This is a genomic window from Citrobacter sp. MGH110 (assembly GCF_001037515.1).
Lineage (GTDB): Bacteria > Pseudomonadota > Gammaproteobacteria > Enterobacterales > Enterobacteriaceae > Citrobacter > Citrobacter portucalensis.
In genome coordinates this window covers 676,609-698,716 of record NZ_KQ089831.1, presented here as the reverse complement: position 1 = coordinate 698,716, position 22,108 = coordinate 676,609, and the positions used below count along the sequence as shown (strand labels likewise).

Here is a 22,108-nt window from a genome sequence, read left to right as displayed (position 1 = left end):
GTACTCCTTAATCATCCTGGTGAGGGAAAAGCGTGTTATCGATAAGATCGCAAAGGCAGTTGACCGTCAGCATGTGCATTTCCTGAACGCGGGCGCTGTGGTGTGAGGGAATACGGATTTCAACATCCTGTGGCCCCAGTAATCCGGCCAGTTCCCCTCCGTCATACCCGGTCAGCGCGACGATTGTCATGTCGCGTGTCACGGCGGCTTCAACGGCTTTTACGATATCGCGGCTATTACCACGCGTAGAGATTGCCAGCAGAACATCACCTGCATGTCCCAGCGCACGGACTTGTTTTGCATAAACTTCGTCGTGCAGGCGATCGTTGGCAATCGCAGTTAAGACCACATTATCAGTGTTTAGTGCAATCGCAGGTAAACTTGGGCGTTCTGTTTCAAAACGATTGATCATGCTGGCAGCAAAATGCTGTGCGTTGGCAGCGGACGTCCCATTACCACAACAGAGAATTTTGTTGCCATTGAGCAGGGACTGAACCAGCGTCATGGCGGCACGGGAGATTGCATCCGGAAGTGCTTCAGCCGCAGCTATCTGAGTTTGAATGCTTTCTGTAAAGCAGACTTTAATTCTATCTAACACGCTAATCCTTAAGAACCAGGCTCTGAATCTTCAACTATGAGCGGTCGTTGAACGCGTCCTTAAACCACTCAACATCATTTCCGGTGAAGGCTAACACATCGAACCGGCAATCCACAGTATCAAAACTCCCATTGTGGCGCGCAAGCCACAAGCGGGCGGTCTGTAATAATTTGTGTTGTTTGCTCCGGGTCACACTCGCCGCCGCACCGCCGAACTGTGCTGAGCGTCGGTAGCGAACCTCAACAAATACGGTGGTGTTGCCTTCACGCATTATCAGGTCGATTTCGCCGCCACGTTCACGCACGTTGGCGGCGATAAAATGCAGTCCCTTGCTCAGCAGCCAGTCACGTGCGGTGGATTCCCACGCGTCACCGGTCTGTTTACTCGTTAACTGGCGGGGACGACTTGTCCTTGCTGGTATTTGAGCCATGATAACTTCCTGTTAATCACACAATCCTGCGTTGCGGTTAAGGCCCCGGTATTACCGTTAATTTCGAAACCCTGCACCTGACGCATTTGCGAGAAGTGGTTGGCAAGCGACCAGGCATCGACACCCATGGCATACATACGCGCCAGCGAGTAGTCGTTACGAACCGCGCCAAGCGCCTGCTGCATAAGAGGTGCGTTAGCGCCTGCCAGCATCGGAATTTCGCTGTACTGCAAGCCTTCCATCTCCAGACGGAAATCCGGGCCGGCAGTGCCCTGCGCACTACGAGAGCTGGCGTACAGCGTTGCTCCGCTCTGGCTGCCGTTGCGCATGGCGATCATCGGCTTAATAAATGCAATTTCTTCCGGCGTCGCCAGAATATACACGGCATCAACACGACCGCTGCCGCCGGTGATTTGCGCATCGGTAGGTGCTGCCGGGATGGTCAGACCGCCAATCGTTACGCCGGGTTGGGCTGGCACAGAGGAGGCCACAGGGCTGCCTGTCAGGGAAATCCCTGAGCCGCCGTTGACGCCCATTTTAAGTTCAGCGGTGGAGCCGAACTTCTGCTGCAATACCACGCCGCCACCCAGTTTTTGCCATTCCTGTGCAAAGGCGTTGGCAACGCGATCGCCTAATGAACTCCGTGGAATCAACAACAGCGGCGTCTGTTTTCCTTGATCGCGGATGTGGCGCGCGGCGTCGCGCGCTTCATCTTCTGGCGACAGAGCAAAGTAACAGACGTTCGGCAGGTTTTTCACCGACTCCGGCTGGTTAAGCGCCAGGACGTTCAATGGCGTGTTGCTTTTCATCAGCTCTTCAACATTGTTCTTCAACAGTGGGCCAACCACGATGCTGGCGCCATCCTGCTGAACCTGAGTCAGGATCTGGTTCAGCGGCTGTGATGAAGTGTCGTAGATTTTCAGCTCAGCGGATGGATTCGCCGGTGCGCTGGCGGTTGTTGGCTGAGCGGGTGCTGTGGGCTGCACAGCAGGTGTTTCTGGTTGAGCCGGCGTCTCGTTGGTCAGATCGCTTACTGACGCCTGAGACGGGCTGGCAACGCCGTCAGTCGTTTGCGGCTGTTCTGTGGTGGTCGCGGCAGCTGGAACTGCGGCAGGTGCGACAGCAACAGGGGCTGCGACAGGTTGAGTGCCCATGTTTTTCGCAGCTTCAAAGCCTTGCTGAATAGTACGGCCAAATACAGCGGCCTGACCGTTCAGTGGTAACAGCAGGGCGATTTTGCTGGTGGAGGCGGGCTTAAAGCTCTGCACGTTAACCAACTGTGTTGGTAACAGTTTTGCTCCTGGGTTTTGCGGATAACGTTTCTGCCAGTCCGCAATACCGGCTTTCATCATGTCCGGATCGTTACGGTTATCGAACCAGACGCGCTGGAGATCCAGCCAGCCTTGCAGCACGTTTTCATCAGCATTGATGACCAGCGCTTGCGCTTGCTCCTGGGTCATGGACGACAGCGCCTGCCAGGTGGCGTCCATATTTTTCTGCTTAGTATTCGCGGCCAGCAGCGGTTCCTGGGCGATCAGGGCGCGCAGCAGCGTCAGAGACGGGCGACCCTGGTTGACGTCGATTTGCGCCTGCCAGTAGCGTGCCTGTTGGTTTTGATCGAAATCGGCGGGAGTTAACTTATCCAGCAGGGCCTGTGCGCCAGCGACATCTTTCTGCGCGAGCTTAATCTCGACGGCCAGCAGTGACTGCTCACGCTGCTGGGTATCGCTTAGCTTCTGCGGTAGCTGGTTAAACAGTTCGATAGCCTGCTGGCTCTTGCCTTCTTTCAGCAGTGCACGAATGGCGAGTAATTGCCAGTTGGTCTTGCTATCATCAGAGCTTTGCTGCATTTGTTGCAGATAAAAGCCGGAATCAGCCTGCGCAGTGCCCTGCATATGGGCTGCACTCTGGTCTGGCGCCTGGGTGCCACAGCCTGCGAAAATCAGTGCTGCCAGAATGACTGGTAGCGCGCGTGCGGCTTTCAAACGAGAAAATGTTGAGGGTACCATACTGTATCCAGTGATATTTTTTTACTCAATGCTCAATATTAAATCGGCAATACGGACGACACAATGAAACAACACGAATCGGCGGATAATTCTCAAGGCCAACTCTTTATTGTACCTACTCCTATAGGAAATTTGGCTGATATTACCCAACGAGCGCTCGAAGTTTTACAAGCCGTTGATTTGATTGCCGCTGAAGACACTCGTCATACAGGATTATTGTTACAACACTTCGCGATTAACGCGCGTCTGTTCGCGCTACATGACCACAACGAGCAGCAAAAGGCTGAAACGCTGGTCGCGAAGCTCAAAGAAGGACAAAACATTGCGCTGGTTTCCGATGCCGGAACGCCGCTGATTAACGATCCTGGCTACCATCTGGTGCGTACCTGTCGTGAAGCAGGGATCCGCGTTGTTCCCCTGCCTGGTCCTTGTGCGGCGATTGCTGCCCTGAGCGCTGCAGGCCTGCCTTCAGACCGTTTTTGCTATGAAGGATTTCTGCCTGCCAAATCGAAAGGGCGTCGTGATGCGATGAAAGCCATTGAGGCCGAGCCGCGTACGCTTATTTTTTATGAATCTACCCACCGCTTGCTGGATAGCCTGGAAGACATGGTTGCTGTGTGGGGCGAATCCCGCTACGTGGTGCTGGCGCGCGAGCTGACCAAAACCTGGGAAACTATTCACGGTGCACCGGTTGGTGAACTGCTGGCGTGGGTCAAGGAAGATGAAAACCGTCGCAAAGGCGAAATGGTGCTGATTGTTGAAGGGCATAAAGCGCAGGAAGACGATCTTCCTGCCGATGCGCTGCGTACGTTGGCCTTATTGCAGGCAGAACTGCCGCTGAAAAAGGCCGCCGCGCTGGCTGCTGAAATCCATGGCGTGAAAAAGAATGCGTTGTATAAGCACGCGCTGGAACAGCAGGGAGAGTAAGCCCGATTGCTGATGGCCAAACCGACAAGGGTATGGCCATTAGCTAACACAGTGCTTAAGACTGAGCGGCAGTTTCACTGATTAATAAGCGGTTTGCTGACCCGCATACAGTGATTTTGCTACGCACCACTTCTTTCATCGCATCCATACCGACCCGCATGTAATAGCGAGGATCGTTGCCCTGCGGATTCTCCGCAAACCACGCTTTGACCGCATCGGCAAAAGCGATTTTCAGTTCGGTCGCGACGTTAACTTTGCAAACGCCAAGCTCGATCGTGCGGCGGACGTATTCGTCAGGGACATCACTTGCGCCATGCAGCACCAGCGGAACGTCGACTACCTCACGAATTTCACCCAGCCGCTGGAAATCGATTTTGGGCGTCTTGGTGTACAAACCGTGGGCTGTGCCGATGGCAACAGCAAGGCTATCTACGCCAGTACGTTCAACAAACCGTTTAGCTTCTTGTGGATCGGTGAGGAAGGCGCTTTCTGCATCCACACTCATATCATCTTCTACGCCACCGAGGCGACCCAGCTCAGCTTCCACGCTGCAATCTTTGGCATGGCAAAAATCCACAACGGATTTCACCAGCTTCACGTTTTCTTCAAACGGAAAGTGGCTGCCGTCAATCATTGCGCTGCGCACTCCTGCATTCACTTTACGACGAATGTCGTCCAGCGACTCATGGTGATCGAGGTGCAGCGCCAGCGGTATACCGTAGCTGGTGGAATAAGCGCTGCACAGCGCGTAGATCTCTTCTAGCGCGATATGCTTAAAGGTACCCGGCGTTCCTGCCAGGATCACCGGCGATTGCATTTCATAGCACACTTCAAGGATCGCCTGGATCGTCTCGGCGTTATGAATGTTAAAGGCAGGTACGGCATAACCCTTTTTTTGGGCATCCAGCAGGAGGTATTTCGTGGAAATAATGCTCATAAAACGATCCTTTTAGGCGTTCCAGGGATGAATAACAACGCCCTGTACAACGCGGTTCACAGTGCCGCTGGCAGAAGGCGTATCCGGTGTATTGCCGATATTGATGGATTGCGTCAAAGCAAAAACCTGGGCGTAGATCAGGAAGCAGAACGCCAATTCCATATCGATGAAAGAGCGTGCTGGTGGCAGCAGAATATGTGGGCCTGCTTCAATCACCTCATGGGTTTGTGCGGCAATCGCGACAACCCGCAATGCCTGCCGATCGCGGCGTAACTCTGCCAGCAGATCGAGATCGTATTGACGTGTATACGGATGGCTGGAAACAAAGACCACTACCAGCGTTTCGTTATCAACCAGTGACTTTGGACCGTGACGAAAGCCTGTCGGGGAGTCATAGAATGCGGCCAGTTTGCCTGCAGTCAGCTCCAGGACTTTCAGTGCTGATTCCCGCGCTGCTCCCTGTAATCCACCGCTACCGAGGTAAACGATCCGTTTCCAGGGTTCATTGCCAAATACACCGTCGCTGAAATCGCCCAGCGAAGTCAGAATCGTCTGGCACCGATCGGCCACGTCACGGAAGGTCTGGCTGTTGATTTTCTCTGGGGCAAATACTGCCAGGCAGCTGGCCATCATGGTGGTAATGCTGCTGGTCATCGCGAAGCCACGGTCATGTGTCTCTGCGGGCATTAACAGAGCAAAGGCATTGTCGCTTGCAACTGCGTTTTGATAGAGGCTACCTGCTTCGTTGCAGGTGATTGGCAGGTGATAACACTCAGGCACAAACTGATTAGCCAGTTCCACTGCCGCAACGCTTTCAGGGCTGTTACCTGAGCGAGCGAAAGAAATGAGCAGCAGCGGATGTGCGGGATTCAGGTAATCCATCGGATTGGTGACCAGATCGGTGGTCGGCACAGCGCTGATGTTTTTACCGGTATAGCTTGCCAGCCAAGGGGCGATGATGTCGCCAATGAATGCTGATGTTCCAGCCCCGGTCAGTATGATCCGCAGATCGTTTTTGCGCAGTAATGGTGCGAGAAAGCTGTCAATGGCAGATCGAATGTTGTCGATATTCGTAAGGGAACGGATCCAACTGGCAGGTTGTTGACGGATCTCTTCTTCGGTCCAGGTGCCCGTTACCGCGGTAACAGGGGTATAGGTTTCTGGCATAACTTAAGTCCTTAGTCTTGTAAATTCCACATAAGACGCTGGCGAGAATGTCGCTATCTTTCGTTTCGTTTCACTTGTTCATCTTGTCGATTGATTAAAATCTATAGGAAAGAAATCGAAAGAGCAACAATCCAAAAGGAAATAAAACGAAATTTGTGATCGTGAGAACGAAAGGTGTAGTTATCTTATTGATCTATAAGAAGTAGGCTTGTTGTAGGATGGTTAGGTATTTACTCAAGCGAAAGGAAAAGAAAGGCCTTGCGATCGAAGACCGCAGGCCAACACGAGACAAAATGAAAGGTCAAAGGGGGAGAGCCTGACCCTGAATCCAGATCTGTTGTAAATGTAGCCTGCTATTGAGCGCGATCGCGTCTGCACGTTTTCCCACTGCTAACGATCCCAGTTGGCGATCGATACCCAACAGACGTGCGGGGTGGAGAGAGGCCATATGAATTGCCTCTTCTGCCGTTATCCCGGTGAGCTCGACCATATTACGTACGGCTGCGTCAACCGAGAGAGTGCTACCAGCCAGGCCACCGGAAGCGGTACGCACAATACCACTGTGCATTTCCACCTCCTCACCGCAGAGTGTATAGCGTCCGTCTGGCATTCCTGCAGCCTGCATGGCATCGGTGATCAGCACCAGCCTGTCTTTGGCGCAACAGCAGCAGAGTTTCATGGCTGCCGGGTGGACATGGTGTCCGTCAGCGATAAGTTCCAGCCAGGCGCGAGGGTCGGTTAACCCTACGCCAACCATTCCTGGCTCCCGATGATGTAAGCCGGTCATACCGTTGTAGCAGTGAACCAGTCCGTCAGCGCCGGCGTCAAAGGCTGCGCGGGTTTGTTCCCAGGTAGCTGCGCTGTGTCCCAGCATCACCCGTACGTTGCGCTGCTTCAGATGTTCGATGGCCTGCAATGCACCGGGTTTTTCTGGTGCCAGCGCAACGACGCGCAATGTTTGCTGGGAAATCGCAATCAGTTCATCCAGTTCACTGAGTTCCAGTTCTCTGAAAAGCTCAGGCGGGTGCGCCCCTTTGTTCTGCGGCGTAAAGTACGGGCCTTCAAGATAACTGCCCAGCACCTGTGCGCCTGGCCCTCCGGAATGGTAGCGATGGGCGATACGCTCAAGCGCCTTGTGAATATCCGGTAATGGAGCGGTGACGGTAGTGGGTAGCCAGTTGGCTACCCCTTCACGTGCTTTGTGCATCGCCAGTTTGTCGAGTGTATCCGGTGCTTCATCCATCACATCGGCACCCGCGCCCCCGTGTACGTGGGTATCAATGTATGCCGGACAGAGCAGTTCAGCATCGCGGACCATAACGCCGGAAGGAATTGGCTCTATTGCCGCAATGATACCGTCTTCAATATGCAATTGATGATCGTCCAGCCAACCCTGTTCGGTCAGTAGACGTCTGGCGCGCAGTAGCAGTGTCATATCCCTTCCTCAACGGGCTTTTCCTCACGGCAGCGTCCCAGCTCGTCCACCAGGCTGGTTAAACCCCGGTGCCCGCACTCCAGCGCCTGCAAACGAAACGCTTCGCTGCTCAGGTCGTCGCGCTCCAGCACCATCTCCAGTAGCAGTTGTAGATTGGTACCGGTGATCACTTCAGTACCTTGCCTTTGCATGGCTAGTGTGGAAGCGACGCGAAATGGCGTTCCGCCCAACAAATCAGTCAGAAACACGATGTCTTGCTGCGCATCCAGTTCACCCACCGCCTGTTCAAGTTGTGAGGTGAGCAAGGCAGTGGTTGAGGTTTCCGGAAAGTCGATGGCAATGAACTGAGTCTGCTCACCCAGAATCTGTTTCATCGCTTTTTCCATTCCGCTGGCAAACCCGCCATGACCCGTCAAAATAATACCTAACATCTACAACCCCTTATATTTACAGGAAATGACAGAACTTACCTACGACGCCGAGCACCACGGTAATGGCGATAAGGCGCAGAGGACTCCAGCCACGGCGGACCAGCCAGAACATGGTTAATGTGTAGACCAGCGGTAAAAAAGCAGGCATCAGCTTGTCTATCACGTCTGTTTGCAGTTTCACTACCGCATCGCCAGCAGTGATTTCCAGCGTAGTGCTCAGGCGAACATAGGTCGCTACCAGCGCACCGATCACCGTCATCCCTACGATGGATGCCGCATGTCCAACCTTTTTGGTGTTAGCTTTAATCAGAGGAATGGCAGCAACGCCCATTCGATAAGCATAGTGTGCCAGCCCAAAGCGCAGACCAAGATGAACCACGTTGAACATAACAATAAAGACAACTGCGCCAAGAATAGAGCCTTGCAGCGCCAGGCTGGCCCCGATACCGCCGCAAATAGGCAGTAACGTTAACCAGAACATGGCATCGCCGATGCCGCCAAGCGGCGCACCCACGGCAATCTTGGTGCTTTGAATACTGTTCACATCCTGCTTGGAGCGTTCCATCGCCAGGATAATCCCGATAACAAACGTGACCAGGAACGGGTGCGTGTTGAAGAAGCCCATATGGCCTTTCATCGAACGCGCCAGATCGCGCTTATTGGTATGGATCTTTTTCAGAGCAGGTAACAGGCCGTACAGCCATCCTGATGCCTGCATACGTTCGTAGTTAAAAGAGGCCTGCAACAGCATTGAACGCCAGGCAACACGGTTGATATCTTTTTTCGTCAGCTCGGCACCGATATTCTGGTCTTCGTAGACGTTTTCATTGGTGCCGGACTGCAGCGTTTCTTCGGTTTCGGAAACGTTCGGCAGAGCCGTTTGATTAGATGCCATCTTCGAATTCCTCTTTTTGTGCTGCGGGAGCTGTAGGTTCAGGTGATTTACGCAGAAAATCGATCAGTGCCATTGCCAGTGCTGCGGCGGCGATCGCCAGCACAGGGAGTTTGAGCCAGGCTGCGGCTACAAAACCCAGGATGAAGTAGGGGATATAGACGTTTTTCATCATGATTTTCAGCAGTACGGCGAAGCCGATAGCTGGCATGATGCCGCCTGCCACACCCAGGCCGTCAATCAGACGCGTCGGCAGAACATCTATCGCGGTTTTGGCATGTTCCGCGCCAAAGTAAATCGGCAGGAACGCGCATAAAAAGTAGAAGGTCCCCAACGCGAGCAACGCCAGATAGTTGACCCTCTCAATCCCGGCGGTATCGGCATTCGCTGCCATGCGATCGCAGCGAGCCATCACCCCGGACATCACAGAGAACAGGAAGGTAATCCCCATCTGTACTGCTACGGCGAACGGTACCGCTACACCTACGGCAACTTCAGGTTTCACTCCGGTCGTTATGGCAAACGTGGTTCCCACGATAGTGCCGATAATCACGTTTGGCGGTTGAGCTCCCGCCAGTGGGGCAAGACCCATCCACACCAGTTCCAGCGTACCACCTGTTAAAATACCGGTATGCAGATCGCCCAGAATCAGGCCGACCAGCGGCCCGAGAACAACCGGGCGGTGCATGTGCGTTAACCCGTTGAACATATCCAGGCCTGCAATAAAGGCGAGAATACCCAACGCAAAAGCCTGCAACAGACTGATTTCCATTGTGAATCCCTCAGAGAAGTTTATAGAGGTCCTGGGCGGGTTCTGTTGGAACGCCCTGAACGAAGCATTCCACTCCAGCGGCTTTGAGCCCGTTGAACGCCGTAATATCTGCAGCGTCTACAGAAACCGTTTTGGCGATTTGTTGCTTGCCGTTGGCGTAGTGCATATTGCCAACGTTGATACGGTTAACAGGAACACCGCCTTCGACCAGACGGAAGAAATCCGCAGGCGATTTGCAGACCAGCAGAATTTTCTGGCGATCGGCGGCACGGTGAATATTGTCGATCACTTTTTGTAGTGACCAGAAGCGTACGGCGATCCCTTCTGCCAGTACCATTTCCATCAGGTTTTGCTGCACTGGATCTTCAGCCACCTCATCATTAGCGACCAGCACCAGGTTTGCCCCCGCAAACCCGACCCATTGCACACCAACCTGACCGTGAATCAGGCGTTCATCAATGCGACTTAATACAATGTTTGGCATGGTATTTTTCTCTTTTTTGTTATGCGTTACGATCTGGAGCACCCAGGCAGGCGCAGTGATATTGCTGCAGTATGTCCTGAATATGGTTAATGATGAGTTCTCGCGGCGTGGCGCTGAGATCTCCCTCGCGCACTTTTACGTACTGCAAAGGTAAATACTGGCTAATCAGCGGTAGTGGAATGGGGTCGTCCGCCAGGTTACGTACCAGACGTTCAAATGCTTCATCAATCTGGCTGTCCGGCCAGTAGTAACGAACCCGATCAGAGTAGCTGTATCCACGGGCCAGACGGCGTGCGTTGCCATCACCGTGATAATGGCTCTGCCAGTACTCTGGTCTATCAAGCATTACGCTTTCCAGCACATGTCGCAGGCCCGAGCTGGCTTTTGCAGGCAGCAATTCTTCTTCAATGGCAGCTAACGAAAACAGCGCTTCGCGCAGGGCGAAGGTAAGCGCGGGTCCCACTTTCAGAATAGCGAAGTGGTCTATCACCAGTTGGCGCAAGGACTGTGGCGTTTGGTAATCGGTAGAATGCGCTTCAAAAACCAGCGTGTCGTAGTCTTCCACCATTTTGCTGAGTGCCACGGCTTTCTGCGGTTGATAATCAATGATGTGCGTGTGGTCGAATTCAACGCCAGGTTGCACGACCAGGGCGATAATACGTGCCCATATACCTTCCAGCCCGCGCTTTTCAAAGGCGTGATAGTGGGCCTGCAGCGTTGCACGTGCGGCATCTGGCGTTGTTACCGCCAGTTCGGTTAACGCTTCGTGTGCGCCACCAGGAACCGGAACTTCTGTGCCAATCACATAGACCAGGTCAGACTCGCCAAAATGTGCCATACAGGTTTCTTCGGCGACTTTGGCCAGGCGTGCGGCGCGCTCAGCGACGATTTCATCCGTCAGTGGAACCGGGTCGTTGGCACAAGACATGCTGCAATCGAGGTGGATTTTTTTAAAGCCTGCGGCGACATAGCTCTTGATCAGATCGTCAGCATTGGCCATTGCCTGTTCCGCAGGCAGATTTTGCCAACGGTTTGGCCCGAGATGGTCTCCGCCGAGAATCAGCATATCCTGAGAAAAATCAAGCGAGTCGGCTAATCGGCAGACAAAACTGCGAAAATCGGCTGGCGTCATACCTGTATAGCCGCCAAACTGGTCAACCTGATTAGAGGTTGCTTCGATCAACAGCGGTGTATGGTTTGCATGGGCGTAGCGTATTGCGGCTTCCAGTACGATTGGATGCGCGGAACAAACGGCATAAATCCCATTTGCCTTCCCCCGTTTATGCTGCTCGACCATTTTAGTTAGATGTTTCACTTTCCTCTCCAGGTCAGATTACTGCGACATCAATCTTTCGTTTTGTTTCATTTAATACTGCATCATGGTGTTATAAAAATAAAACGAAAGATAATGGTTTTCCGATCTGTTTCACAAAAGAAACGCAATGAAAGGTTTCAGCGTAAGTTCGTCCGGCTCTTCCCTGCTTGCGGGGCTTGCATTCGCGCAAAAGAAAGGCGTTAATAGACAAAACGAAATAAAACGAAAGGTTCAACTAAAGGATTTCTTATGAGTAACACCGAGTCCTCTGCAGACAAACGCGTTATTGGCACCAGCGAAAGACGTGAGCAGATCATCCAGCGGTTACGGCAGCAGGGAAGCGTTCAGGTTAACGATCTCTCCTTATTTTTTGGCGTCTCCACGGTCACTATTCGCAACGACCTCGCTTTTCTGGAAAAGCAGGGGATTGCGGTACGTGCCTATGGCGGAGCGCTGATTTGCGAAAGCAATGCACCTGTTGTGGAGCCTTCTGTTGAAGATAAGAGTTCACTTAATACGGCAGTAAAACGCAGTATTGCCAGAGCCGCCGCAGAGTTGATTCAACCGGGACACCGCGTGATCCTTGACTCCGGTACCACGACCTATGAAATTGCCCGCCTGATGCGCCAGCATACTAATGTCATTGCTATGACCAACGGTATGAATGTCGCCAATGCGCTACTGGAAGCCGAAGGGGTTGAGCTGCTGATGACCGGCGGTCATTTGCGTCGTCAGTCACAATCGTTTTATGGCGATCAGGCTGAGCAGTCGCTACAAAATTATCACTTCGACATGCTGTTTCTTGGCGTTGATGCTATTGATTTAGAGCGTGGTGTTAGCACGCACAACGAAGATGAAGCGCGTCTCAACCGTCGGATGTGTGAAGTGGCTGAACGTATTATTGTTGTTACCGACTCGACGAAGTTTAACCGCTCCAGCCTGCATAAGATCATTGATACCCAGAGGATCCATACCATCATTGTTGATGAAGGTATCCCAGAGGAAAGTTTGCAGGAACTACGCCGCAGCGGTGTTGAAGTGATCATTGTTGAGTAGTCCCGCTCTAAAATTCAAAAATGTGATCCCATTCAATTAAACAAAAACAAACCATAAGCGAGCTTTTTTAGTAGCTCGCTTTCGTTTTTTTGCATGCTTCCCGCCTCTTTCTCGCATCTTACCCGTTTTGAGTCTTTTCATTTTTTCGGTTTTCTTCGTTTCGGTTTGCTAAAACGAAAGAAAATAGTCAGTTTTGGTTAAATTAAACGCTGAGTCTGTGCGCACAAATTCACCTTATTGCTTCTGATGTAATATATTCAAAAGAAAACGAAAGTGCTAAAGCGCTAAAACAAAACAACATGAATATTTGATGGAGCAATAGAAATGCTGGATAACTTAAGACGTCGCGAGCAAATAATTGATCTGCTGTGCGATCAGGGTAGCGTTCGTGTCGAGCCACTGAGCGTCCATTTTGGTGTGTCATCGGTCACGATCCGCAACGACTTACGTTATCTGGAGCAGAAAGGATGCGTCATGCGCTCCTACGGCGGGGCGGTTCTCAATCAGCACTTTGCCCTTGACCGGCCTTTGCAGGATAAGGACCGGCTGAATCGCGATGTGAAAACGCGTATTGCCGAAAAAGCAGCCAGCTTTGTGAAAGATGGTGACACGTTAATCCTCGATTCCGGTTCGACCACCACGCTCATTCCTCCAATGCTAAAGAATCGCCGCGATCTGGTGGTGATGACCAATGCGCTCAACATTGCGTGGGAGCTGGCGAATTTTGAGCGCGTAGACGTCATGATCCTGGGGGGGAACGTCAGGCAAAGCGTCTATTCATTGTATGGCCCTTCAGCAGAACACCAGCTCAGACAATACCGGTTTGATAAGCTTTTTTTGGGCGTTGATGGATTCTGCCTGGAAGCAGGGATAACCACGCCACATCCGGGAGAAGCGCATCTGAATCAGGTAATGTGTGAGGTTGCACAGGAGGTCACGGTAGTCGCTGACTCCAGCAAGTTTGGCCGCAAAAGTTTCTGTATGATTAGCGAAATCAGCGGGATTGACCGGGTGATTACCGACAGCGGTATCCCTGAAAATTATCACCGGACGTTAATCCAGCTTGGGGTGGATGTGGTGATTGCGGATGAATAACTGAAATTGCTGGCGAGATTTTCTCGCCAGCAGTGTTTTAGTGGGTCAGCGTACCCTGTTCAACCAGCAGCAATGCGGCACCGCGAACCCCGCTGGATGCACCATGGATGGCCGGGAATACGCGGGCAGGCTCTAATCCCGGGAACAAGTAACGTGACATGGCCTGCGGCAGCAACGTATAAATTTCCTCGATGTTGGAAACTCCACCGCCGAGAACAAAAGCATCGACATCCAGAATCAACTGCAATTGCGCCAGCGTACAACCCAACATATCAATCCATGCTTCTATGGTTGTAACGGCGCTGGCATTGCCATGACGATAATGCTCCAGCAGGGTCTCCATTTTGAGTTGTTCTCCACTGAAGTGTTTGTGGAGCCACAGTAAACCAGGACCGGATTGATAGCGTTCCAGACACCCTTGTAAGCCACAGCCGCACTTCAACTCCGGCAAGTGATAACGACGCATAAACGTTGCCGGAAGCGGTAAATGGCCGAACTCACTGGCCATTCGGTTGCGACCCCGATACAACTGACCGTCAATGACTAACCCTCCACCCATGCCGGTGCCAATAATGGCACCAAAAATTCGGGAGAACTGGCGAGCCTGCAGGGTATGGGCTTCCGAGAGTGCAAAACAGCAGCAGTCATTGTCCAGTTCAACCGAACGATTGAGGCGGTGGGCCAGATCGTTCATCACCTGGCGTCCTGTGAGGCAAGGCACGTTAGATGACAGTAATTTTCCGGTATGTCTGTCCATAAGACCGGGCATGCCGATGCCAATTTTTCCTTGCGTTCCAGTCGCCCAGTCGGCGGTATCAATAAGTGAAGTAAAGGTCGAAAGAAAGAGTTCATAATCCTGCACTGGCGTGGCGACGCGCTTACGCCAGCAAACCTGCATTTCCTTATCAAAAGCGACAATTTCAGTTTTGGTTCCACCAATATCAACACCGTAAAACATGCCTCATCTCCTCCGGCTTCACAGCGTAACCAGACAGTTTTCCTTGCGAGCGCGCTCTGCGGCAAAGACCATTAAGTGACTTTCCAGTGATTCATCCGGGCCAGAAAGGATCATATTTTGATCGTTGGCCATCACTGCGTGGATGAAGCGATCCATCAGGTAGTAATCGCCACCACCATGCCCCCCCATCTGGGTTTGTGTGCCAGCGGCGATCTCCTCGATCTGATGCACTGTTTCTTTGTCTGTCAGGAAATCAAACACCCGGATCTGCTCGCCATCGCCTTCCAGATAACCTCTGGTACCAAACAGGCGCGTTTTTCGATCTTCCATTTTGGTAAACGCGGTCATGGTAAAGGTCACTGTCTGCTGGTGGGCAAAACGTAAGTTAACAACCTGATGATCCACCACATCATTATCACAACGATAAACGCAACGACCATAAGGCCCATCGCGCAGCGCCTGGCGAACATTCTCTTCGCTAGGATCTGCAGTCAGCACCCGACGGAAGTGTGGAGTGCATTTGTGGTTTTCACCCAGATAAATTTTGCAGGCAGACCAGGGACAGGTTGATTCAACCTGACAATCAAGGCAGCGGTCGGCGGCACCAGCAGGCTGATTCTCTTTCACAAAGTGACTCAGGCTACCAAATGATCCTACGTCCTGGCAGTTGTCGCTCATGATGTAGCGGATCCAGTCCAAATCATGACAGGATTTCTGTAACAACATAAATGACGATTCTGCTTCATTGCGCCAGTTACCACGTACAAACGAGTGCGCCTGATGCCAGTAACCTACGGGTTCGAGATGCTGCATGCTGACAATATCGCCAATTACGCCATCATCAAGCAGTGATTTCAGCTTTTGCGTATAGCGGGTGTAACGCAGGACGTGCGCGACGGCCAGTAATACGTTGTTGCGTTTGACCGCATCAATAATGATCCGGCAATCTTCTGGCGTAGGGGCGAGCGGTTTTTCCAGCAGAATGTGATAGCCGAGATTAGCAAACGCCACGGCAGGATCTTTGTGCATATTATCCTGCGTGCAAATAAGTACCACATCGGCCATTTTGGGTTGGGCCGCAGCTTCTTGCCAGTCGCAAAACACGTTATTTGGGTCAATCTTATGCTGTGCGACAAACTGCTGGCGGTATGCCTCTCTGGGCTCGGCAACGCCTACCACCTGCATTCTGTCTGGATGTTCAAGCGCATAGCGAGAATATATTTCTCCGCGCGCACCAGCCCCTACCACTAATACGGTCACTTTATTCGCACACATATAAACCTCTCATTTTTCACTTAGCCTGAATAACGGTCAGGCCAAATTTTCTTCATGTTTTTTATCAAACAAAAAGGCGGCATCCAGATTAAATTTCACTTTGATAGATTCACCGGGAAGTGGGGTCCAGTCGGGTGAGGAGTTAATACGTAAGATCATATGTTGCTCACCAATATCAAAATGCAGAAGGTCTTCGTTGCCCATCCTTTCTACGTTGGTAATGTGCGCATCGAACGCAGAGGCATCATGCTGCGAGGCTAACTGAATGGCCTCTGAGCGGATGCCAAACCAGACGCTGGAGTGCGGATATTGCTCCAGTAGGTTACTCAAGCGCGTATTTAATGGCAGGATTAAATTATCAGCCAGGCGCAGGCCACGAGTGCTGGGGTCAATATCAAGCAGCATAATATTCATTGCCGGATTACCAATAAAACCAGCAACAAATTTATTCCTGGGGTGATGGTAAATATTCCCTGGGGTATCCACCTGCATAATACGACCGCCATTTAGAACGCAAATCCTGTCTCCCATCGTCATCGCTTCAATCTGATCGTGCGTGACGTACACCATGGTTGCGCTCACGCCTTCGTGACGCAGTTGTCGATGCAGTTCTGTCAGCCGCACGCGCATTGAAACACGCAGTTTTGCATCCAGGTTGGACAGCGGCTCATCAAACAAAAAAACGTCTGGCTTACGCACGATGGCCCTGCCAACGGCTACTCGCTGGCATTGACCGCCTGAAAGCTGACCGGGCTTTTTGTCGAGCAATGTTTCGATTTCCAGCTTGTGTGCAGCTTCCCGGACGCGGATATCAATCTCTTCTTTGCTCATTTTCCCTAACAGACTGAATGCCATATTTTTATAAATCGTCATGTGGGGATAGAGGGCATAATTCTGGAAGACCATGGCAACGCCTCGCTCCTTTGGTAGCAGGTCGTTGACGCACTTCTCTCCGATTGCGATATGGCCATGAGTGATATCTTCCAGACCTGCAATCATGCGTAGCAGCGTTGATTTGGCGCAGCCTGATGGCCCGACAAACACCATGAATTCGCCGTCGTGGATTTCAAGATCAACGCCATGGATCGCCTGAAAGCCATTGGGATAGACTTTGCTTACTGCCTGTAATTGAATACCTGACATAACACTGCCCCTTATCCTTTAATTCCGGCACCAGCGATGCCGCGAATAAAATAGCGCTGGAAGAAGATATAAAGTAACAACATCGGGATAATCGCCAGCAATGCGCCCGCCATTAACATCGGATATTCCACGCCTGAACGGCCAGAAAGTGAGGCTAATCCTACTGGTAATGTCATTTTATCCATGGAGGTGTTGACGATCAGTGGCCACATTAAATTATTCCAGCTCCACAGTCCGTTAATAATGACGCAGGCAATCAGTCCCGGTTTAATTAATGGCAGCATAATTTTGAAGAAAATAGTCAGATGGTTATACCCATCCATAATGGCTGCCTCTTCCAGTTCTTTAGGTACTGACAGAAAAAACTGACGTAATAAAAAGGCGCTATATATGCTGAATAAACCCGGTAACACCAGTCCAGGAATTGAGTTCAGCAAACCGATTTTTTCAACGGTTAAAAACTGTGGGATTAAAAAGATCTGACCGGGCACCATCAGAATTGAAATACACAGCATAAACAGGACATCTCGTCCTTTGAAACGCAGTCGGGAGAAACCGTACGCTGCCATTGCCGCAATCAGCGTCTGCAAAATGACGATGACCAGCGTGGAGACGATCGAGTTAAAGTAAAAGCTGCCAAAAGGCATTTCATGCAAGATTTTACCGTAAGCCTGAAACCCTGGGTTGGCGGGTAGCAGGATCGGCGGAAAGGCGATGCTTTCTGCCTGGGTTTTAAAAGAGGTGATGATCATCCAGATAAACGGAACCACCGTTACCAGCGTCGCGAGGATCATCAGGCCGTAAATTAGCCATTTTTCACGTTTTGTCATGAACATCGTGGTGCCTCACTGTGCTTTAAGTCGTTTACCAATCCATATTTGCAGCAGCGTCAGGACCATCGTGATAACGAAAATCACCACGGCGATTGCTGAGGCATACCCTTTTTCATGGTAGATAAAGGCGTATTTATAGAAGAGATAGGCGATGGTCATCGTCTGATCGTCCACCATGGATGAACTGCCAAACAGCAGATAAACCACATCGAAAATTTGCAGCGTTTCGATAAAAGAGATCACCAGTACGAAAAACAGCGTTGGGATCATTAGCGGTAAGGTAATAGACCAGAATCCACGCAATTTGCTGATGCCATCCAGCGACATCGCTTCATAAATTTGTTTGGGGATCCCCTGCAATCCAGCGAGCAGAATGATCATCTTCAGCGCAATAGCCGACCAGATGATAACCAACGAGGCGCTCAGGCGGACGACATCGGGATCGGATAACCAACCGATGGCCGGAAGATCGAAAAAAGCCAGGATCTGATTAATTAAGCCGAAGTTTCGGTTCATCAACCACTGCCAGACCATAGCAATGGCCGCAGGCATAGTGACAGCGGGTAGAAATAACAGCGTGCGAAACAACCACTGACCGCGAATCGCCTGATTCAGGCCAATTGCGAGCAGTAATGACAAAACGGTGATTATCGGTACGCAAATAAAAACATAGGCCAGGGTGTTATATATTGCTGAACGAAACTCATCATCGCTGAATAAATTAATATAGTTATCTAAGCTGATCGTCGTCCAGATCTGAAACTCGCCGAGGTCGGTGAAACTATAAAAAACGTTCTGGAAGAATGGAGTAAAGTAAAAAACAATTAACCCCGCCAGTAACGGCATAATCATTATCCATCCCCAGAAGCGTTCTTCTTTTTCCAGCTTGGTCAGGGATTTTTTGTGCACTTCCCTGGCTGGTAATTGTGGGGATGCAGCTTCATCTGAATAGCTCATACAGACTCCGGGATGCTCACTGTGCAACCAAAATATATTGCGTGGGCGAAAGCGAGAGGGAGCATGGCTCCCTCAGGATTATTTCTGCATTTCTCGTTCAACGCGTTTTGCAACACCAGGCATGACTTTTTCTGGGTCAGTACCCGTCCAGACTTTTTTCAAGCCATCATTCAGAATGCTATTCCACTTGGCGGTATTGGAGCCTGCGGTTGGATATTTATGTGAGAAAGCCAATGAATCGATATAGGCTGAAACATCAATACCCTTAAAGCCTTCAGCCCACTCTTTGGCCACTTTTTGGTTAGCGGGGATCACGACTTTTCCCGTAGCCAGCGTCTGCTGCGCATGCTCAGAACTCATGAACTCAATGAACTTCCACGCCGCATCTTTATGCTGACTTTTTGCTGACATGGCAAATGCCAGGCTATGGGATACACCTGCCTGCTCTGCCATTTTAGGCATTGGTACCACGCCGATGTGATCCTTAATCAGCTCATTTTGAGAGAAGGGTAATGCCCACCATGAGCCTGCGTAGACCATGGCAGCCCGGTTTGACTGGAAGACATCCGAGGCTTCCATCTCGCCTGGCGGTTGGATTAGTCCCGCGTTCAGCATGCTTTGAACATCGCGATAGACGGCGATGGCTTTGTCATTGGCAACATCCGTTTTGCCCTCAGGCAGGACAATTTTATCGCCAGCCTGTAATAGCAGGTTAAAATAACTGTCCTGTCCGCTGCTGAATTCCATTGCCAGTGGATAAGACTGTTTATCCAGCCCTTTACGCAACTGCTCTGATTTTTGTTTTAAATCGTCCCATGTCCAGTTTTTATCGGGATAGCTCACGCCAGCCTGATCGAACATTTTTTTGTTGTACCAGACGGCAATTGCATCAATATCCCTTGGGATGGCATATTGCTGCGACTGGTATTGATAGGCATCGACTGAACTTTTAACAAAATCATCCAGTTTCGGCGCTGATTTCTCTTTCAGATAATTGCTCAGTGGTTCCAGCATGCCATTTTTAACATATTGCTGGAAATTAGGCATATTCATCCAGAATACATCCGGTGCTACATTTCCGCCGACTGCTGAACTTAGCTTGATAAAATATTGGTCATAAGGTGTTAATTCAATTTCGACTTTGATGCCAGGGTTGTTTTTTTCGAATTCATTAACGAGCTGTTGTTCGCCAGGGAGTTGATTACGGTCCCATAACGTGTAGCGTAATTTAACAGGCTTTGCGTCCGATTGGCCTTCAGCACTCGCGACGACAGGAGTTGCCAGTAAACAGGAAATAAGACAGGCCAATGCGACATTATTTTTATTCAGGGTATACATAACTTCCCTCTTTATTCAGGTCAGAATGCTTATGAGGTAAATTACAGGAGCCTATGAATAATCTGTTTTACATCGGAGAAAGTCAAAGCGGTAAAAAATAGGGGATTATCGCATTAAAACAAGGTCGTCTTTCGGTAGGTTTCTCTTTTATCAAAACGAAAATATAACATAAAACAATGGTGACATTATTTCGTTTAATTTCATATTGTTAGGTTCATTTTGTAGGTTTGAATCGAAAAAAACAGATGTTTGAAAAAACCTCTTAAAATGAGAACGTTATCACTTTATTTGTTGTTACATAGACATAAAAAACGGGGATAAATCCCCGTTTTTTCGTTGGCTTTCGTTTCGATAATCAGGTCACTGGCGCCGGGTTAAACACCGCCAGCTGGTTATGCAGTCCCCACTGATCCGAGAAGGTTTTCTTACGCCCGCTGGCAACGTCGAGAATAAATTCGAACAGTTTCAGACCCACGTCTTCAATGGTTTCTTCTCCGGTGGCGATGGTGCCCGCGTTAATGTCCATCAGGTCAAACCAACGGTTGGCCAGCTCGGTGCGTGTCGCCATTTTAATCACCGGCACGGCCATCAGGCCATATGGCGTACCGCGACCGGTAGTGAACACCTGCACGGTGATCCCGGAAGCGACCTGCTGTGTACCGCAAACAAAATCACTGGCGGGGGTTGCAGCGTAAATCAGGCCACGTTTGGTTGGACGCTGACCCGGCGACAATACTTCGACAATCGCGCTCTTGCCAGACTTGGCAATCGAACCCAGCGCCTTTTCCACCACGTTTGCCAGACCGCCTTTCTTGTTGCCAGGAGAAGGGTTGGCGCTGCGATCCGTTTTGCCCATATCAAGGTAGTTATCGTACCAGGCCATCTCTTCGAGCAGGCGTTTACCTACTTCTTCGTTAATCGCACGTGGGGTCAGAAGGTGGATGGCATCGCGCACTTCGGTTACTTCAGAGAACATTACGGTCGCGCCGCAGCGTACTAACAGGTCGGAGGCATAACCCACCGCTGGGTTGGCCGTCACGCCGGAAAACGCATCGCTACCGCCGCACTGCATGCCGACCACCAGTTCTGAAGCCGGGCAGGTTTCACGTTGGCGCTGATTGAGTTTTGCCAGATGACATTCGGCCACCTGCAGAATATCGGTGACCATCGATTGAAAGCCGACGTGCTTTTCATCCTGCAGGCTGACGATACTGGCGCTGTCGACCGGAATACTTTTCACATCGTGCGTGCCTTCCAGCAGCCGCTCAGGCTGCAGTTTTTCGCAACCGAGGCCGATGACCATCACTTCACCGCCAAAATTCGGGTTAAGCGCAATATTGTGAATGGTGCGAATCGGCACGATGGCGGCTGGAGCATTGATCGCCACGCCGCAGCCGTACAGATGATTGAGCCCCACCACACCGTCAACGTTCGGGTATTTAGGCAGCAGATCGCGCTCAATGATTTTCACCACATAGTCCACCACGCCCGCTACGCAGTGCACGCTGGTGGAGATACCGAGTAGATTTTTGGTACCTACGCTACCGTCAGCATTGCGGTAACCTTCGAAGGTATAGCCCTCTAGCGGTGGCAGCGGCTCTGGCACTTTAGTTGCCAGCGGCAGCGTCTCCAGCGGCGGGGCTTTGGGCAGCTCAACCATTGATTCATCAATCCAGCTGCCGCGTGGGATATCGCGAACGGCATAGCCTATCACTTCGCCATAACGCACGATTTCGCCATGAACAGGAATATCCAATAGCGCCACTTTATGACCCTGGGGAATATGTTCAATGAGTTCCAGTCCGTCCGGAAAACGCGTTCCGGCTTTCAGACCATTGTCATTGACAATTATCGCCACATTATCTGTTTCGTGAACTTTAATATAAAACGCCGTTGGCGATTCTTGTCTGATTTCGATGTCGGCCATTGTCCAGTATTCTCCAACAAGGTGGTGATAATAGTGTGGATATTTATATTTTGAATCTAATTGTAAGTAATAAAGATTCGGTATCGTGAAATAAGAATGTCAGGAGTTTAACGTGAAGAATGTGACGAT

The 22,108-nt window shown here is 50.9% G+C and carries 21 protein-coding genes; 3 read left to right on the top strand and 18 right to left on the bottom strand.

Going from position 1 to position 22,108, the window contains the following annotated elements:
- Nucleotides 1-7: 7 nt before the first annotated feature.
- The 3 genes from diaA to SK38_RS19325 are packed head-to-tail and all read right to left on the bottom strand — an operon-like array spanning nt 8 to nt 3,037.
- Complete coding sequence (gene diaA / locus SK38_RS19335; protein WP_003024948.1) at nt 8-598, bottom strand: DnaA initiator-associating protein DiaA; 591 nt, start codon at nt 596-598, stop codon at nt 8-10.
- Nucleotides 599-632: 34 nt separating this feature from the next.
- On the bottom strand, nt 633-1,028 hold the full coding sequence (locus SK38_RS19330) for a YraN family protein (protein ID WP_003828625.1): 396 nt from the start codon (nt 1,026-1,028) through the stop codon (nt 633-635).
- On the bottom strand, nt 986-3,037 hold the full coding sequence (locus SK38_RS19325; protein ID WP_048236834.1) for a penicillin-binding protein activator: 2,052 nt from the start codon (nt 3,035-3,037) through the stop codon (nt 986-988). Before SK38_RS19325 ends, SK38_RS19330 begins: the two co-directional genes overlap by 43 nt.
- A 63-nt stretch (nt 3,038-3,100) precedes the next feature.
- On the opposite strand from SK38_RS19325, the gene rsmI reads away from it, so the two are divergent.
- A complete protein-coding gene (gene rsmI, locus SK38_RS19320) occupies nt 3,101-3,964 on the top strand; it encodes a 16S rRNA (cytidine(1402)-2'-O)-methyltransferase (protein ID WP_003024942.1) in 864 nt (287 codons plus the stop codon).
- Between the two features lie 55 nt (nt 3,965-4,019).
- Here rsmI and kbaY read toward each other — a convergent pair whose 3' ends face one another.
- The 8 genes from kbaY to kbaZ form a co-directional block, all read right to left on the bottom strand.
- A complete protein-coding gene (gene kbaY, locus SK38_RS19315; protein ID WP_016151042.1) occupies nt 4,020-4,901 on the bottom strand; it encodes a tagatose-bisphosphate aldolase subunit KbaY in 882 nt (293 codons plus the stop codon).
- A gap of 12 nt (nt 4,902-4,913) precedes the next feature.
- Nucleotides 4,914-6,068, bottom strand: coding sequence for an AgaS family sugar isomerase (locus tag SK38_RS19310; RefSeq protein WP_008785901.1), 1,155 nt, complete (start codon nt 6,066-6,068; stop codon nt 4,914-4,916).
- 301 nt (nt 6,069-6,369) lie between these two features.
- Entirely contained in the window at nt 6,370-7,503 is a 1,134-nt protein-coding gene (gene nagA / locus SK38_RS19305; protein WP_048236832.1) for an N-acetylglucosamine-6-phosphate deacetylase, read from the bottom strand.
- Nucleotides 7,500-7,934, bottom strand: coding sequence for a PTS galactosamine/N-acetylgalactosamine transporter subunit IIA (gene agaF, locus SK38_RS19300; RefSeq protein WP_008785899.1), 435 nt, complete (start codon nt 7,932-7,934; stop codon nt 7,500-7,502). Before agaF ends, nagA begins: the two co-directional genes overlap by 4 nt.
- A 16-nt stretch (nt 7,935-7,950) precedes the next feature.
- Complete coding sequence (agaE, locus tag SK38_RS19295) at nt 7,951-8,829, bottom strand: PTS N-acetylgalactosamine transporter subunit IID (RefSeq protein ID WP_048236830.1); 879 nt, start codon at nt 8,827-8,829, stop codon at nt 7,951-7,953.
- Nucleotides 8,819-9,598 carry a PTS N-acetylgalactosamine transporter subunit IIC gene (gene agaW / locus SK38_RS19290; RefSeq protein ID WP_003839998.1) on the bottom strand — a complete coding sequence of 260 codons (780 nt, stop codon included), beginning with the start codon at nt 9,596-9,598 and terminating at the stop codon, nt 8,819-8,821. The genes agaE and agaW overlap by 11 nt, the downstream gene beginning before the upstream one ends.
- Nucleotides 9,599-9,608: 10 nt before the next feature.
- The gene (gene agaV / locus SK38_RS19285; protein WP_003024925.1) at nt 9,609-10,082 is read right to left on the bottom strand and encodes a PTS N-acetylgalactosamine transporter subunit IIB; all 474 of its coding nucleotides are present in this window, start codon (nt 10,080-10,082) and stop codon (nt 9,609-9,611) included.
- Nucleotides 10,083-10,101: 19 nt separating this feature from the next.
- Nucleotides 10,102-11,397: a tagatose-bisphosphate aldolase subunit KbaZ gene (gene kbaZ / locus SK38_RS19280; RefSeq protein ID WP_020996349.1), complete on the bottom strand. Its 1,296-nt coding sequence runs from the start codon at nt 11,395-11,397 to the stop codon at nt 10,102-10,104.
- Nucleotides 11,398-11,646: 249 nt separating this feature from the next.
- Here kbaZ and SK38_RS19275 point away from each other — a divergent pair, with 249 nt between their 5' ends.
- Both SK38_RS19275 and agaR read left to right on the top strand, forming a co-directional pair.
- Complete coding sequence (locus tag SK38_RS19275; protein WP_003024922.1) at nt 11,647-12,453, top strand: DeoR family transcriptional regulator; 807 nt, start codon at nt 11,647-11,649, stop codon at nt 12,451-12,453.
- A gap of 324 nt (nt 12,454-12,777) precedes the next feature.
- The gene (gene agaR, locus SK38_RS19270; protein WP_003024920.1) at nt 12,778-13,548 is read left to right on the top strand and encodes a transcriptional repressor AgaR; all 771 of its coding nucleotides are present in this window, start codon (nt 12,778-12,780) and stop codon (nt 13,546-13,548) included.
- A gap of 37 nt (nt 13,549-13,585) precedes the next feature.
- Here the strand turns inward: agaR and SK38_RS19265 are convergent, their stop codons facing one another.
- The 7 genes from SK38_RS19265 to garD all read right to left on the bottom strand — a co-directional run bounded on the left by SK38_RS19265 (nt 13,586) and on the right by garD (nt 21,979).
- Complete coding sequence (locus SK38_RS19265; protein WP_048236829.1) at nt 13,586-14,506, bottom strand: ROK family protein; 921 nt, start codon at nt 14,504-14,506, stop codon at nt 13,586-13,588.
- An 18-nt stretch (nt 14,507-14,524) separates the two neighbouring features.
- Complete coding sequence (locus SK38_RS19260; RefSeq protein ID WP_048236827.1) at nt 14,525-15,781, bottom strand: Gfo/Idh/MocA family protein; 1,257 nt, start codon at nt 15,779-15,781, stop codon at nt 14,525-14,527.
- A 36-nt stretch (nt 15,782-15,817) separates the two neighbouring features.
- Nucleotides 15,818-16,924 carry an ABC transporter ATP-binding protein gene (locus SK38_RS19255; RefSeq protein ID WP_008785894.1) on the bottom strand — a complete coding sequence of 369 codons (1,107 nt, stop codon included), beginning with the start codon at nt 16,922-16,924 and terminating at the stop codon, nt 15,818-15,820.
- An 11-nt stretch (nt 16,925-16,935) separates the two neighbouring features.
- Nucleotides 16,936-17,760 (bottom strand): carbohydrate ABC transporter permease, encoded by an 825-nt coding sequence (locus SK38_RS19250; protein ID WP_003024907.1) that lies wholly within the window; start codon nt 17,758-17,760, stop codon nt 16,936-16,938.
- A gap of 9 nt (nt 17,761-17,769) precedes the next feature.
- Nucleotides 17,770-18,714 (bottom strand): carbohydrate ABC transporter permease, encoded by a 945-nt coding sequence (locus tag SK38_RS19245; protein WP_048236826.1) that lies wholly within the window; start codon nt 18,712-18,714, stop codon nt 17,770-17,772.
- A 78-nt stretch (nt 18,715-18,792) separates the two neighbouring features.
- A complete protein-coding gene (locus SK38_RS19240) occupies nt 18,793-20,052 on the bottom strand; it encodes an ABC transporter substrate-binding protein (RefSeq protein WP_048236825.1) in 1,260 nt (419 codons plus the stop codon).
- Between the two features lie 355 nt (nt 20,053-20,407).
- On the bottom strand, nt 20,408-21,979 hold the full coding sequence (garD, locus tag SK38_RS19235) for a galactarate dehydratase (RefSeq protein WP_048236824.1): 1,572 nt from the start codon (nt 21,977-21,979) through the stop codon (nt 20,408-20,410).
- Nucleotides 21,980-22,108: the final 129 nt, after the last annotated feature.